The following is a 13,847-nucleotide window of genomic DNA, read 5'->3' as shown; positions in this document are numbered from 1 at the left end:
GGCGATCCGTGAGCCAGGTCGAAAGAAAAATGGTGGCCCCCCAGGGACTCGAACCCTGAACCAATTGATTAAGAGTCAACTGCTCTACCATTGAGCTAGGGAGCCGCGCAATGGAGCGGGGAATAGCTCATCGCGGGGCTACCCTTGTCAAACCCTTTTGAGGACTTTTGTGCACAACTTTTCACGAGGCTGATTGCTGCAGTAAATTGGCGTAATTCGCGCTTTCGCCGCAGGCGCGTCTGCTTCAAATCCAAGGGCTATGCATTCGGCGCATCCGCTTGCGTTTGGTTTCGGCGAAACCGTCGGCGCTCCGGTTCGCCGCCGGGGCCTTTGGGCGGTGCTTCGCCGCGGGTTCGTGCTGCTAGGGTGGGGCGTTGGCGTGTTGGGAACGAGTGCGAGCGCACAGCCTGCGGTTTCACCGCCGTCGATGGAGTCCGTCACCGACATCTTGCGATCGGCGCGGGAGCTGGAGTCGCGGGACTCCAAACGAGCCCTGGAGCTGGCGCGTGCGGCGCAGGCCGCGGCTTCGACCGCTTCACAGCGCTTGGAGGCCCAATTGATCGCCGCCTCGGCTTTGCGCCGTCTGGGGGACTATGACCAATCGATCCGTGATGTGCGGGACGGCTTGGCGGCCGCGGCGGAGATGGGCGACGCCCGACTCACCGCCGAATACCTTTACCTGCTGGGTCGCCTGCAGTGGAGCCTTGCCGACTACCCCGCGTCGATAGAGACCCACTTGCGGCAATTGGATCTGGCCCGCTCCGACGGGGATCCCCTGCTGTTGTCGAAGGCTCATGCCGGCCTGGGGCTGACCTTTCAGAGCTTTGGCGACGCCGCCCAAGCCGGGGAGCACCTGGCGGAAGCCTTGCGTTGGGCGGAAACCGTCGGGGACCTGCGCCAATTGGCGATCGTGCACAACAGCATGGGCAACCACTTTCTCGGGGCGGGAGACCTGACCCGGGCGACGGCGCATCATGAGACCGCGCTGCGCTTGCGGCGCGAGCTCGGCAGCGTGCGAGGCATCGCGGATTCGCTCAACAACCTGGCCCTCATCGCTCACGCCCGGGGGGAGTCGGAACTAGCGCTGGAGCGTCTCGATCAGGCGAAGGCCATCTACGAGCGACTCGATTTGAAGCGTTACATCGCCAACGTGCACCGGCGCATTGGCGGCATTTTGCGGGAAATAGGCCGCAACGAGGAGGCGCTGGCGCACTTGCAGCGCGGCCTGGAGGCTGGACTTCTGTTGGGCAGCGGAGAGGTCCTGGCCAACCTCTACGATGAACTGGCGCGCACCCACGAGGCGCTCGGGCGGTGGTCCGAGGCGCTGCACTTTGAACGGCTGCGGGCCGGTGCCATCGAGACGGCCCGGTCCTCGGAGGTGAGGCAGCGGGTGGCGGAGTTGAACGCCCGCTATGAGACCGAACGGCGCGAGCACGAGATCGACCTTTTGCGGCGCGATCAGGCCCTGCAGACGGCCGAGGTGCGTCGGCGACGGCTGCTCAACGTCTTCATTACCACTGGCTTGCTTCTGCTCGCGCTGGGCTTGTGCACCGCGGTGTGGTTGCAGCGGCAAAGGCTCCGGCAGGAACGCCGGGTCCGGGCGGCCACGGAGGATGCGCGTGACCAAGCGGAACAAGCCGAAGCGCTCAAATCCCGTTTGCTGCGTATTGCGTCCCACGATCTCAAAGTCCCCTTGGCGACCCTGCGAGCGACCGCCGCGCGGATCGAGCATGACGCTGCCGCCGGATCGCTTGCACATCGTCTGGCCTCCAGCATGAGGGTGGATGCCACACGCATGGACCTGTTGGTGCATGATCTGCTCGATTCGGCGGCGATCGAGGATCAGGCCCTCACCTTGCATGCCGAGCAGCTCGACCTGCGGCCTTTGTTTCGGGAAGTGGTGGAGCACCTCCAGTCGGTCGCGTTGGCGAAGTCTCAAGAACTTCGGTTGGTGATGCCCGCAACGCTCCCGCTGGTGCGGGTCGACCGAGAGCGCCTTTGGCAGATCCTGAACAACCTGCTGAGCAACGCGCTGAAGTTCACCCCGAACGGCGGCCACATCACGCTGGACGTCAAGGTGACGGCGCGGTGGCTGGCGATAGCGGTTGAGGACGACGGCCCGGGGTTGGCGCCGGCGGATATGGCCCGGGTGTTTGGCCCTTACGCTCAATTGTCTGCTGAGCCCACGGCAGGGGAGCACTCATCGGGACTGGGCCTGCACATCACGCGCGAACTGGTGGCGCTGCATCGTGGCCAACTCGAAGTGGAATCCCAACCGGGGCAGGGAGCCATCTTCCGTGTCTTGCTGCCGTTGGCGGAGTCAGCCCAAGCCGCGGTGCAGGCACCACCGCACGAGGGTGGGAATGTCGTGTAGGCCGAGACGGGCCAGGATGCGGGCTCGGTGTTTTTCGACGGTGCGCGTGCTCAGGCCGAGGCGGTCGCCGATTTCCTTGGAGGCCAATCCGCGGGCGACGAGCCGCACGACCTCCTGTTCGCGTTCGCTCAGGATGTTGGCTTGCGCAGTGGGAATGGCGGGTTCGTCGCCCAAGCGTGGCTCCGGTGGTCGCACCGAGGCGGAGAAAAACATGCCGCCCTCCAGCAGGCGTTGCACCGCGCGCTCAAGCTGTTCGATCGGGGAATGCTTGTCGACGAAGCCGGCCACCCCGAGTTGCACCAGGTCGGCGGGCAGGCCGGCGTCGGGGTGGGCGGTCACCGCCAGCACCCGCGTATCCACCTGCTCACGACGCAACGCGCGCACCACGTCGCGGCCGTCCATGTCGTGCAGGTAGAGGTCCACGATGAGCAGGTCGGGTGGCGCGGCCGTGCAGGCCGCGATGCCTTCGCGGCCGAGGGCGTAACCCTCAAAGACCAGAGGGCGATAGCGCGCTGCCAGGGTTTCCCGCACGAGTTCCCGAAACGTGGCCGAGTCGTCCACCATCACAAAACGGGGCAGGGGAGCGGAACTGCGGTCGGTGGGCGGCATCGGACGCCTGAGTTGAGGCGCCCGCGAACCGGAGGCAAGCTCGCGTGGACCGGTTTCGTTACGTAGCTTCACGCCATGGCATGGGATTCGAAACTGCTCTATCATCGACGGGAAGCCCGCCGGCCCTCGGTGGCTCCGTTCCCCAAACCGAACACCTGAACTAGCAATGAACTTCATCATGAACTCGCCGCGTGCCCGCATGGCCGTGCTCGGCGGTCTGCTGGCCCCCTGGGGTCTGGCGCAAACCGCCCCCTCTGAAGACGTCGTGAGGATGGAAGCCTTCACCGTCACCGGTTCCAACCTTTCGCGGTCCCTTGAGGAGGCCAGCGTGCCCGTCAGCACCTTTGCTCCGGTCGACATCGAGGCGATCGGCGCTTCGACCATCGAAGATGTGATCTCGGCGCTGCCGTTTTCACAAAACATCGGCTTCAACGACACCGCGACCGGTCCCAATGACGCTCGCGGTGATGTGGCGACGATCAACCTGCGAAACCTTGGCGCGGGCCGCACCTTGGTGCTGCTCAACGGTCGCCGCATGTCGGCCCACGGCGTCACCCCGGGCACGCCTCCCGTTCAATTCGTCAACCTCAACTCCATTCCCGTCGCAGCGGTGTCCTCGATCGACATCCTGCGTGACGGCGCGTCGGCGATTTACGGTTCTGACGCGATCGGTGGCGTCATGAATACCCGCCTGCGGCGCGACTTCGAAGGGGTGGAACTCAAGGTGCGCGGGGAGTGGGGCGATCCGGCGCCCAACACCTACAGCGTCGATCTTTCCGGCGGATTTGCGTCCGAAGACGGCCGCACCCATCTCGGTGTGTTCCTGTCCTACTACGAGCGCGAGCACCTCGATTCTTCGGACCGCGCCTACTCTGCTTCGGCCGACAAGCGCCCGTTGGTCGACGAGCCGTTTGCGTCCAACAGTCGTTTTAACCGCCAGTCTTCGTCGTCGCCGTATGGCCGCTTCACGGCGGTCACCGATAGCGGCAGTGCGGTTGGCGTCCCCGGTTTCACCCCGACCTCCGGTTCGACCCGTGGTCGTTTCCATGTCGACCCCGAAACGGGTGAACTCGCGCGCAGCACCGGCCCGAGCGCGATCTATGACTTTCAGGAAGATGACTGGCTCCTGCCCGACACGGAGCGCGTATCCCTGTTCACCACCATCGATCATGAGATCAGCGACGTCATGAGTCTGTTCGCCGAGTTGTCCTTCTATCAGGCCGACTCCAACGGTCTCACCGCCGCCACGCCGATCTCCTCCGGCACCGATGGCGTCATCATCCCCAAGACCAACTATTACAATCCGGTCGGCACCCGTTTTTACGGCCCGGGCACGGCCAACCCCTCCGGCACCCCGCGTGACGTGCTGATTCGCAACTATCGTCCGGTCGATATCGGACCGCGTTCCTATCTCAGCGAATTGGAAAGCTATCGTGGGGTGGTGGGGCTTCGTGGCCGCCTCGCCGCGGGTTGGGATTGGGAAACCGCCGTCCTGCACATGGTGGGCAAGACCTATCAGGAGAATCACAACTACATGTCGCAGAGCTTGCTCGAAGCGCAACTCGCGCTCGACACGCCCGACGCGTTCAATCCGTTCGGCGGTCCCTTCGTCAATACGCCCGCCCAATACGAGAACTTCGTGATCGATATCTGGGACCGCGGCACCGGCACCATCACCGGCTGGGATGGCAAGATCTCCGGCGACATGGTTGACCTGCCCGCTGGCCCGATGGCCACGGTGATGGGCGTGGAGGTTCGGGAAGAGAGCATGAAACAGCGGAACGACCCCTTCGGTCTCGCCGACGATGTCATCGCCCAGTCCGAGCAGATCGACATCGATGCCAGTCGCCGGATGTTTGGATTCTACACCGAGTCGTTGCTGCCGATTGTGAGCGAGACCAACCGGGTTGCGGGTATTTACAGCATGGATTTGCGCCTCGCCGCGCGTTACGAGGACTTCGAGGAGTTTGACGCCCTCAAGCCGGCCGCCGCGTTGTCCTGGCGGGTTTACGAGGGCCTGATGATCCGCGCCTCCTACAACGAGGGTTTTCGCGCTCCCGGTGTCGCCGAGCTCTTCCAACCGCAGCGCGCCCGTCGCAACAACGGCCTGATCGACGACGCCCGCACGGGCGAGGAAGACGCCGAGGGCACCGTCAGCAAACGGGTCGTGACCGGCGGCAATCCGAACCTGCAGGCCGAAGAATCCCAATCCTACAACATCGGCTTTGTGCTCGATATTCCGAAGGTCGAGGGCCTTTCGCTGTCGATGGACTTTTTCCAAATCGATTCGACCGACCGGATCGACAATCCGGATGCGCAGGACGAACTCGATCTTGATGCCGAACTCTGGGCGGCCAACGGCGGCAGCAATCCGCGGGTCATTCGCGAAGCCCAAACTACCAGCGACATTGCGGCCGGCATCCCGGGGCGCCTCATCGAGATTCAAGGCACCTACTACAATCTGGACTCCCGCAAAATCCAGGGCGTCGACGCGGCGTTGATTTGGGTCATGCCGGAAACCAGTATCGGCCGTTTCACGCTGAAGGCCGAGGGCACCTACACCTCCAAGCTTGAAGATGTCGATCGCGACGGGAACGTCTCTAATCCGATCCGCCAAGGCGGCAATCCGCGCACCAAGGGTCTTGTTTCGCTTTCCTGGCGCAAGGACGCCTGGTCGGCGTATCTGAGCGGTCAATACGTTAGCGACTACGAGAACAGCTCCTCCTATGACACCACGGATGCCAATGGTGTGGTGCAAAAGCTTCTCGTGGACGCGCAGTGGATCGCCAATGCGTCGGTGGGTTACCGCTTCAGCGAAGATTCGGCGCTCGCCGGCACGGCGATGCGCGTGGGCGTGAACAACCTGTTCGATGAGGATCCGCCGCTCTTTATGGGATCGTCTGATGGGTTCGACTCCGGCTACCACAGTGCGAAGGGCCGCCAGATCTACGTGCAACTTTCGCGCAAGTTCTAGTCGCTGGGTCACGCAACCCTTGAACCGATGCCGGGTCCCGTCAGCACGGGACCCGGTATCACCGCACCGCCTGTTCGATGAAACCCTGCCTGCGCATAGTCTCCCTGGCTGCTCTGCTGGTGGTCCCGCTGTCGGCCGCTGACCCGGTCGTGACGGTTGATCCCGTCAACGGTCGTCACGGCATGGTCGTCGCCGGTCATCCCGAGGCGACTGCGATCGGCGTGAACGTGCTGAAAGCGGGCGGCAATGCGGTCGATGCCGCGATCGCGGTGTCCTTGGCCTTGGGCGTCGCCGAACCCTACGGGTCCGGCCTCGGCGGCAAACTCATGGTGCTCTATCGCGACGTGGCGACCGGGCGCACCTCCGTCGTCGATGCCATGGACGCGGCGCCCATCGATCTCGATGTCACCTCCGCTCGCGAATGGAATTCGGCCCAGCGCAACACGGGTTTTACGTCGGTGGCGGTGCCCGGATTGCCGGCCGGGCTGGCGGAAATGCACCGGCGTTGGGCCAGTCGCCCGTGGGCGGAGCTGGTGGAGCCGGCGCATGCGCTGGCGGAGCGTGGATTCACCATTCTCGCCAAGACACACGATTTGTTTGAGGAACGACGCGATCGCCTTGAGAGCGATGCGGAGCTGGCGGCGATCTATTTGCCGGGTGGCGACCTGCCGGCGATCGGTTCGCGGCTACCAAGTCCGGCGTTGGCCACGACCTTACGCCTGCTGGCCGAGGATGGCCCCGATTCGTTTTACCATGGCCGGCTCGGGGCCACGATCGCGGCAGGCGTCAGCGGCCGGGGAGGGTTCTCCGCCGCCGCCCTCGCGGCCTACGAAGCGCGTGTGGTCGAGCCGGTCGAGCTGGAGGTCGCGGGTTATCGGCTGCTCAGCAGTCCGCCGCCCTCGACGGGCTCGGCGATGTATTTCCCGGTGTTGGCCATCACCGCACCCCTGCTTGATGCCGGTGAGCCGCTGCGTGCGGCGGCCAATCTCGACCTCGTGGCGCGGGCGTGGGGGCGGGTGCAGCCGCGCATCTATGCGGAAGTGGCGGACCGTCCCGATGGTCGTGAGCGGTTTGGCGCCTTGATTGATCCGGCTTATCTCGCCGAGCAGCGCGCGTGGCTGCAATCGGAGCCGGCGCACGTGCCGGCGCCGGCCTTGGAGGATACCAACGCCTCGACCACCCATTTTGTGGTGGTGGATGGCATGGGCAACATGGTCACGGCGACGCAGTCGCTCAGCCTGCACTTCGGCTCCGGCCGCGTGGCGCCAGGCACGGGCATCGTGCTGAACAACAGCATGAGCAACTTCTCCTACCGCGACGACAGCAGCCCCAATCTCGTGACCGCCGGTCAACGCCCGCGCAGCACCATTTGCCCGACCTTGTTGTTCGAACCCGACGGCACGGTCGTCGCGCTCGGGTTGCCCGGCGGTTCGCGCATCCCGACGGCCATGCTGCAGGTCTTGCTGGATCGCATCGTCTGGCAACGTCCCTTGGCGGCCGCGATCGGCGACGTGCGGGTGCACATCAACCCAGCCTGGCGCAATGCCGACGTTGATGAGATCGCGCTTGAAACCGGGCTCGATGCCGTCACCCGCGCGGCTCTCGCGGAGGCGGGCTGGAAGGTGGTCGAGCAGGAGCCGGCGGGTTCCGGGCTTTATTTTGGTGGCGTCAATGCCATCGAAATCGCTCCCGACGGCACCCTGACCGGTTTTGCCGATCCCCGCCGAACCAACGCCGCCGCAGGCTTTTAGGGCACTTCATGGCGGCCCGGGGCAGGGGACTCAAAATTCCCCTTGCCAAGGGACGGACCGCTCTCTGTGTTCGACCGCTCTTCCCATGCAAAAGACGAAGAAATCCATCGCCAAGCGCTTCAAGCTGTCCGCCAAGGGCAAGCTCATGCGCCGCACGCCCGGCTTCCGTCACTTGATGGCCACCAAGAGCTCGAAGCAAAAGCGACGAGCCTCCCAGGACAAACAAGTCGACGCCGGCCGCGCTGCCAACCTCAAGCGGGGTCTCCCGCACGGTCTCTAACCCGTAGGAACAGCAGCGAACAACCGCAACTTGTCAGGCGGGTAATACCCAACGAGACGACCCGCCGACACTTAAGACGAAAGACTAAACATGCCTCGTGTCACTAACGCCCCCGCCGCCAACAAGCGTCGCAAGAAGATCCTGAAGCACGCCAAGGGATACTTCGCGCGCAAGTCGAAGCTCTATCGCTACGCGAAAGACGCCGTCGATCACGCCTGGCAATACGCCTACCGCGACCGCAAGAAGAAGAAGAGCACCGCCCGCCAGCTCTGGATCGTCCGCCTCTCCGCGGCCGTCCGCGCTCAGGGGATGAGCTACTCCCGCTTCATTGAGGGCATCAAGGCCGCCAACATCGACATGGACCGCAAGGTTCTCGCCGATCTCGCGGTCCGCGACGAAGTGGCCTTTAACGCTGTGGTCAAACAAGCCCAGGACGCGTTGAAGACCAAGGCCGCCTCCGCGCAGGCCTAAGCCACCACCACCAACGCGAGCCCGGGGGGCTCGCCTCCATTGTTTCACCCGGAGGACGGGTCCCAGTCGGGACACCGTCCTCTTTTCTTTTCCACTCACCGCTCCGTTTCGTTTCGCCGCGCTCTCTCCGCATGCAAGACCAACTCTCCGCTCTCGTTACTCAGGCCCAAACCGAACTGCCGACGCTTGCCAGCCGTCCCGACTTCGAGGCCGCCAAGGCCCGCTACGTCGGTCCCAAAGGCGAACTCACCGGCCTCATGAAACAAATGGGCAGCGTGCCCAAGGAAGAGCGCCCCGCCATGGGCAAGCTCATCAACGAGACCAAGACCGCCTTGCAGAGCCTGCTCGATGCCGCCCTCGAACGCATCGAGGCGGCCGAACTCGCCGCCAAGCTCGGTCCGGCGATCGATCCGACCCTGCCGTCGCCCGATCCGCTGCCGGGCACGCATCACCCGCTCACCCTCGTCCGCGAGGAGATCTGCAGCATCCTTAAGAAGGTGGGCTTCACCGTCGTCGAGGGCCCCGAGGTTGAGACGGAGTATTATTGCTTCGACGCGCTCAACACCCCCGCCGATCACCCGGCCCGTGACGCGCAGGATACCTTCTATTTCCCGGACGACGCCGTCTTCACCAACGTGAAGAAGAAGGTCGACGGTGAAAAATACCTGCTGCGCACCCACACCTCCTCGGTGCAGATCCGCACCATGCTGAAGGGCAAGCCGCCCATTCGCATCGTGTCGCCCGGCCGCGTTTATCGCCGCGACACCGTGGACGCCACGCACTCGGCCAACTTCCACCAGCTCGAAGGCCTTTACGTCGACCAGAACGTCACCGTCGCCGACCTGAAGGCGCTGCTCGACTACGTGCTCAAGTCGCTCCTCGGTTCCGACACCAAAGTCCGCTTCCGCCCGCACTATTTCGGCTACACCGAGCCCAGCTTCGAGGTCGATCTCTCCGCCAAGCATCTGCCCAAGGTCAACAAGGAGTGGGTCGAGATCATGGGCTGTGGCATGGTCGATCCGGCTGTCTTCGAGGATGTCGGCTACGACTCGTCGGTGTGGACCGGATACGCCTTCGGCATGGGCATCGAACGCATCGCCATGATGATGTATGGTATCGATGATATCCGCTACTTCTACCAGAACGACCTCCGCTTCCTCCGCCAATTCGCCTAAGCCGAACCACCGATTATTTGAACCACGGATGAACACGGATGCACACGGATCAGATCCCATGATGGTGCATTCCAATCCGTGTCTATCCGTGTCCATCCGTGGTAAAATTCTCTCTCTTCTCTTCCTGTGAAACTTTCCAAATCCTGGCTCCAAGATTACGTCGATCTCACCGACCTTTCGGACGAACAAATTTCCGAGGCGATCACCCAACTCGGCTTCGAGGTCGAGGGCATTGAGCACACCGGCGCGCCGCAGCTGGAGAACGTGGTCGTGGGTGAAATCCTCTCCCGCGACGCCCATCCCAATTCCGACCATCTCGGCATCTGTCAGGTGGCGGTGGGCGACGCCAATGGCGGCACCAAGCGCATTGTCTGCGGGGCGCAAAACTACAAGGTCGGCGACCGCGTGCCGGTCGCGCTTATCGGCGCCGTGCTGCCGGGCGACTTCAAGATCAAGCCGGCGAAAATCCGCGGTGAGGCCTCCGAGGGCATGATGTGCTCGGGCAAAGAACTCACCATCGGCGAGGACCATTCCGGTCTGCTCATCCTCACCAACCGCCCGGAGATCGGCACGCCGATCAACGATGCCCTGCCGGCTGGCGACGTGGTCTTCGATATCGAGATCACGCCCAACCGCCCCGACTGCCAGAGCCACCTCGGTGTCGCGCGCGAGTTGGCCGCATGGTTCCGCCGTGAGTTGCGTTACCCGGACACCACTGTGCCCGCGGCCGCGCCGGCCCGGCCGGATTTGCTCAAACACGTGCAAGTCGACGACCAGGAGGGTTGCCCCGTTTACACCGGCACGGTCGTCGCCGGCGTGAAGGTGGGGCCGTCGCCTGACTGGATGCAGCAACGCCTCACCGCCGTCGGCCTGCGTCCGATCAACAACCTCGTCGATATCGGCAACTACGTGATGCTCGAATACGGGCAGCCGATGCACGCCTTCGACGCGTCAAAACTCGGCGGTCAGTCCATCATCGTGCGCCGCGCCCGCGAAGGAGAGTCGATCGTCACCCTCGACGAGAAGGACCGTAAGCTTTCTCCGGATACGCTCCTCATCGCCGACGCCGATAAGCCGGTCGTCATCGCCGGCATCATGGGCGGCGAAAACTCGGGTGTGACCGACGAGACCACTGACCTGGTCCTGGAGGTTGCCGCTTTCCGCCGTCAATTGATCCGCGCCACCTCGCGCCGGATTTCGCTCAGTTCCGATTCTTCGTATCGCTACGAGCGCGGCATCGATGTGCACATGATCCCCGAGGTCATTCGCCGGGCCGTGCATCTCGTCACGACGATCGCCGGGGGGCAGCTTTGCGGCGAAACCCTGCGCGTCGGCAACGACGTGCCGTGGGAACGTGAAGTCGCCGTCGCACCCGCTTGGGTGCGCGCCCGGCTTGGGTTCGAAGTCAGTGATGCCGATCAACGCAGCGCGCTGGAGGCGCTTGATCTGCTCATTACCCGCGAGGAGGAGGACGAGTCCGGCAACGCCGTATGGACCGTGCGCATTCCCAGCTGGCGCAAGGATCTCGATCGACCGATCGACCTGGTGGAGGAAATCCTCCGCGTGCATGGCACCGCCAAGATTCCCGAGCGCACCGTTACCGGCCCGGGATTGCTGGTCGAAGACGATCCGGTGGCTGAGTTCAATCGGGCTGCTCGTCGGGTGCTGGTGGGGCAGAACTTCAACGAGTGCGTCACCTACACGCTGCGCGCCAAGGCCGATGTCACGACCTGGGGTGGGGCGGCCAACGTCGACCCACTCGGCCTCGCCAATCCCTTCGTCGAAGATCAGTCGCACCTGCGCCCGTCGCTGATCGGTGGACTGCTCGACACCCTCAAACTCAACCAAGCCCGCGGCAACGCGGTGAGTCACCTCTTCGAAACCGGCCGCGTCTTTCTGCCGCACAAGGACGGCGGCATGCAGGAGTGCGCCGCGGTGGGTTTTATGATCGCTGAATCCGACGACGCGACCTGGCTCAAGCGGGAGCCGGCCGATTTCTACACCACGAAGCGACTCATCGAGACCTTGGCCGGCCTCAGCAACACCGACCTCGGCCGCCAGCCGCACCTCGCGACCGACGATGAAGCGAGCGCGGGTTGGCAATCCGGTCAGTCCACCCTGCAAGGCAACATGGCCTACGGCTGGAGCGCCCGCTATGGTCTGCTCGACCTCGCGCAACTCAAGGCGCAGGGCATCGAGGGTCTGGTTTACGCCGGTGTGTTCGCCATCCTGCCTGAGCGCCTCGGTAAGGGCGGCAAGCGCAGCCGTTACCAGCCCTTCAGTCTGCAACCGGCCGCCCTGCGTGATGTCGCGCTCGTCGTCGACGCTGCGGAACAGGCCGGCACGGTGCTCAAAGAACTCACCAAGCACGCGCGCAACGCGGCGAAAGGTTTTGAGCTCGAGGAGGTGAACCTCTTCGACGTCTACCAAGGCAAGGGGCTGCCGGAAGGGAAGAAGAGCCTCGCGTTCTCCCTGACCTATCGCGCCGCCGACCGCACCTTGAAGGACGAGGAGGTCAACAAGGCCTTCAACACGGTCCTGGAGCAGATCGCCGCGAAGACGAGTTACACGGTGCGGCAGTAGATTGCCGCGGCCCGCCTAACGGTCAGTCGATGCCGGCGCTTGTTTGGAGTGACGCTGGGCGCGACCGTGGGGTCGCTACGGCATAACCCCGCTTCAACCATGTATCTTCCCCTCGGTTCTTACTCTCCCGACATCAAGCTCGGTCTCGTTTCGGCTTCGCGTAACTGCTTCCCGCGCGCCCTTTCCGAAGAGCGCACCCAACGGTTGCTTAAAGCGGCCGAGGCGGAGTCGCTCGCCATCACCACACCGGAGGGCGAGTGCGCCATCATTGAAACCAAGGACCACGCGCTCGACGCGGCGAAACAGCTCAAGGCCGCCGGCTGCGACGCCGCGGTGCTGTTCCTCGGCAACTTTTCGCCGGAGATCGAAGATGCTTGGTTCATCAAAAACTTCGACGGTCCCGTCATGATCATCGCGGCCGCCGAAGAGTCCTGTGGCTCGTTGCTGCAGAAGCGCGGTGACGCGCTGTGCGGTTTGCTCTCCGCCATGCTCGGCGTGAGCAAACGAGGGCTCATGGATCGCGTGCACCTGCCAGAAGCTCCGGTCGTGAGCGCCGAGGAGGGCGTCGCCGAGATCAAACACTTCCTCACGGTCGTGAAGGTCGTGAAGGGCATGCGCAACGCGACGCTCGGCCTTTTCGGTCCGCGCCCCCGCGACTTCGAGACCTGCAACTACAACCTGGCTTCGATCAACTCGATCGGCGTCGAGGTGGAGGAGCTGGGTCTGTTCGATCTCCAGAATGAGATCGCCAAAGTCAAGGAGGCCGAAGCCGCCAAGAAGATCGCGGACGAAATGAAGGCGGAGACGCCGAGCATTCCGGCGGGCGACGAGTTTGTCGGTCGCCTCTCCGCCTACGAACAGGCCATGCGCAACTTCCGCGAGCGGCTGAAGCTTTCCGGTGCCGCCTCGCAGTGCTGGAGCGAGCAGGAATTCAGCCTCAAGCACGTGCCGTGTTACATCAACGGCCGGATGGCCCAGGCCGGTTTCCCCATCGCCTGCGAAAACGATGCCTATTCGCTCATCGCCGAGCTCATGGCGCAGTATGCATCGGACAACGCGGTGGCGGTGCTCGACATCAATCACAGCATCCCGAAGGACCTGCACGACAGCCTGAAGGAATACCCGATCAAGGACATGGTCGGCATGTTCCACTGCGGCAACGCGGCGCCCAAGCTGCTCAAGAACCCGGAGATGAAGTATCAGGTCATCATGAAGCGTCTCATGGAACCGGATACGGAGGCGGACATCACCCGCGGCACGCTCGAGGGGCAGTTCATCGGCTCGCCGATCACGGTGGTGCAGGTGCACGGCGTGGGCGACCAGATGCGCGCCTACATTATTGAGGGACACTTTCTCGACCTCGATCCGCGCACCTTCGGCGCGACCGGCACGGCCTACCTGCCGGGCTTCAATCGCTTCTACCGCCACGTCTTGCTCGGACGATTCCATCACCACGCGGCGGTCGCTTTCTCGCACTGCGGCGCGGCGCTTTACGACGCGTTCAAGCTGCTCGGCATGGCCGAGGTTTACACGCCCAATCCGGACTGCGTGCCGTATCCCGGCGAGAACGTGTTCCGCGGCCTGATGAAGGCGCGCTGAGGCGTCGGCTGGAGAGGCAGCGCAGCGTCCG

At 63.9% G+C, this 13,847-nt stretch carries 9 protein-coding genes and 1 tRNA gene; 8 read left to right on the top strand and 2 right to left on the bottom strand.

What is annotated here, in order from left to right:
- Positions 1 to 30: 30 nt before the first annotated feature.
- A tRNA-Lys gene (locus AC0MRV_RS18990) sits at positions 31 to 105 on the bottom strand.
- Between the two features lie 322 nt (positions 106 to 427).
- Here AC0MRV_RS18990 and AC0MRV_RS18985 point away from each other — a divergent pair.
- Complete coding sequence (locus AC0MRV_RS18985; RefSeq protein WP_472766091.1) at positions 428 to 2,374, top strand: sensor histidine kinase; 1,947 nt, start codon at positions 428 to 430, stop codon at positions 2,372 to 2,374.
- On the opposite strand, the gene AC0MRV_RS18980 is transcribed toward AC0MRV_RS18985, so the two are convergent.
- Positions 2,321 to 2,983 carry a response regulator transcription factor gene (locus AC0MRV_RS18980; RefSeq protein ID WP_472766090.1) on the bottom strand — a complete coding sequence of 221 codons (663 nt, stop codon included), beginning with the start codon at positions 2,981 to 2,983 and terminating at the stop codon, positions 2,321 to 2,323. The genes AC0MRV_RS18985 and AC0MRV_RS18980 overlap by 54 nt on opposite strands.
- Positions 2,984 to 3,161: 178 nt before the next feature.
- Here AC0MRV_RS18980 and AC0MRV_RS18975 point away from each other — a divergent pair, with 178 nt between their 5' ends.
- The 7 genes from AC0MRV_RS18975 (at position 3,162) to AC0MRV_RS18945 (ending at position 13,816) form a co-directional block, all read left to right on the top strand.
- Positions 3,162 to 5,957 carry a TonB-dependent receptor domain-containing protein gene (locus AC0MRV_RS18975; RefSeq protein WP_472766089.1) on the top strand — a complete coding sequence of 932 codons (2,796 nt, stop codon included), beginning with the start codon at positions 3,162 to 3,164 and terminating at the stop codon, positions 5,955 to 5,957.
- 77 nt (positions 5,958 to 6,034) lie between these two features.
- Positions 6,035 to 7,708, top strand: coding sequence for a gamma-glutamyltransferase family protein (locus AC0MRV_RS18970; protein WP_472766088.1), 1,674 nt, complete (start codon positions 6,035 to 6,037; stop codon positions 7,706 to 7,708).
- An 85-nt stretch (positions 7,709 to 7,793) separates the two neighbouring features.
- Positions 7,794 to 7,988 (top strand): 50S ribosomal protein L35, encoded by a 195-nt coding sequence (gene rpmI / locus AC0MRV_RS18965; protein WP_221030168.1) that lies wholly within the window; start codon positions 7,794 to 7,796, stop codon positions 7,986 to 7,988.
- Positions 7,989 to 8,078: 90 nt separating this feature from the next.
- The gene (gene rplT / locus AC0MRV_RS18960; protein ID WP_472766087.1) at positions 8,079 to 8,459 is read left to right on the top strand and encodes a 50S ribosomal protein L20; all 381 of its coding nucleotides are present in this window, start codon (positions 8,079 to 8,081) and stop codon (positions 8,457 to 8,459) included.
- Positions 8,460 to 8,590: 131 nt separating this feature from the next.
- On the top strand, positions 8,591 to 9,634 hold the full coding sequence (gene pheS, locus AC0MRV_RS18955; protein WP_472766086.1) for a phenylalanine--tRNA ligase subunit alpha: 1,044 nt from the start codon (positions 8,591 to 8,593) through the stop codon (positions 9,632 to 9,634).
- Between the two features lie 126 nt (positions 9,635 to 9,760).
- Positions 9,761 to 12,217: a phenylalanine--tRNA ligase subunit beta gene (gene pheT / locus AC0MRV_RS18950; RefSeq protein WP_472766085.1), complete on the top strand. Its 2,457-nt coding sequence runs from the start codon at positions 9,761 to 9,763 to the stop codon at positions 12,215 to 12,217.
- Between the two features lie 99 nt (positions 12,218 to 12,316).
- The gene (locus AC0MRV_RS18945; RefSeq protein WP_472766084.1) at positions 12,317 to 13,816 is read left to right on the top strand and encodes an L-fucose/L-arabinose isomerase family protein; all 1,500 of its coding nucleotides are present in this window, start codon (positions 12,317 to 12,319) and stop codon (positions 13,814 to 13,816) included.
- The last annotated feature ends 31 nt before the right edge of the window (positions 13,817 to 13,847 follow it).

Origin of the sequence: Actomonas spartinae, assembly GCF_051209155.1 — a bacterium.
GTDB lineage: Bacteria > Verrucomicrobiota > Verrucomicrobiia > Opitutales > Opitutaceae > Actomonas.
This window is presented reverse-complemented; position numbering and strand designations above follow the sequence as displayed.

Bases quoted from the DNA above. Each gene is read 5' to 3' on its own strand.
- AC0MRV_RS18985 (WP_472766091.1), top strand. From the start codon at position 428: ATGGAGTCCGTCACCGACATCTTGCGATCGGCGCGGGAGCTGGAGTCG.
- AC0MRV_RS18980 (WP_472766090.1), bottom strand. From the start codon at position 2,983: ATGCCGCCCACCGACCGCAGTTCCGCTCCCCTGCCCCGTTTTGTGATG.
- AC0MRV_RS18975 (WP_472766089.1), top strand. From the start codon at position 3,162: ATGAACTCGCCGCGTGCCCGCATGGCCGTGCTCGGCGGTCTGCTGGCC.
- AC0MRV_RS18970 (WP_472766088.1), top strand. From the start codon at position 6,035: ATGAAACCCTGCCTGCGCATAGTCTCCCTGGCTGCTCTGCTGGTGGTC.
- rpmI (WP_221030168.1), top strand. From the start codon at position 7,794: ATGCAAAAGACGAAGAAATCCATCGCCAAGCGCTTCAAGCTGTCCGCC.
- rplT (WP_472766087.1), top strand. From the start codon at position 8,079: ATGCCTCGTGTCACTAACGCCCCCGCCGCCAACAAGCGTCGCAAGAAG.
- pheS (WP_472766086.1), top strand. From the start codon at position 8,591: ATGCAAGACCAACTCTCCGCTCTCGTTACTCAGGCCCAAACCGAACTG.
- AC0MRV_RS18945 (WP_472766084.1), top strand. From the start codon at position 12,317: ATGTATCTTCCCCTCGGTTCTTACTCTCCCGACATCAAGCTCGGTCTC.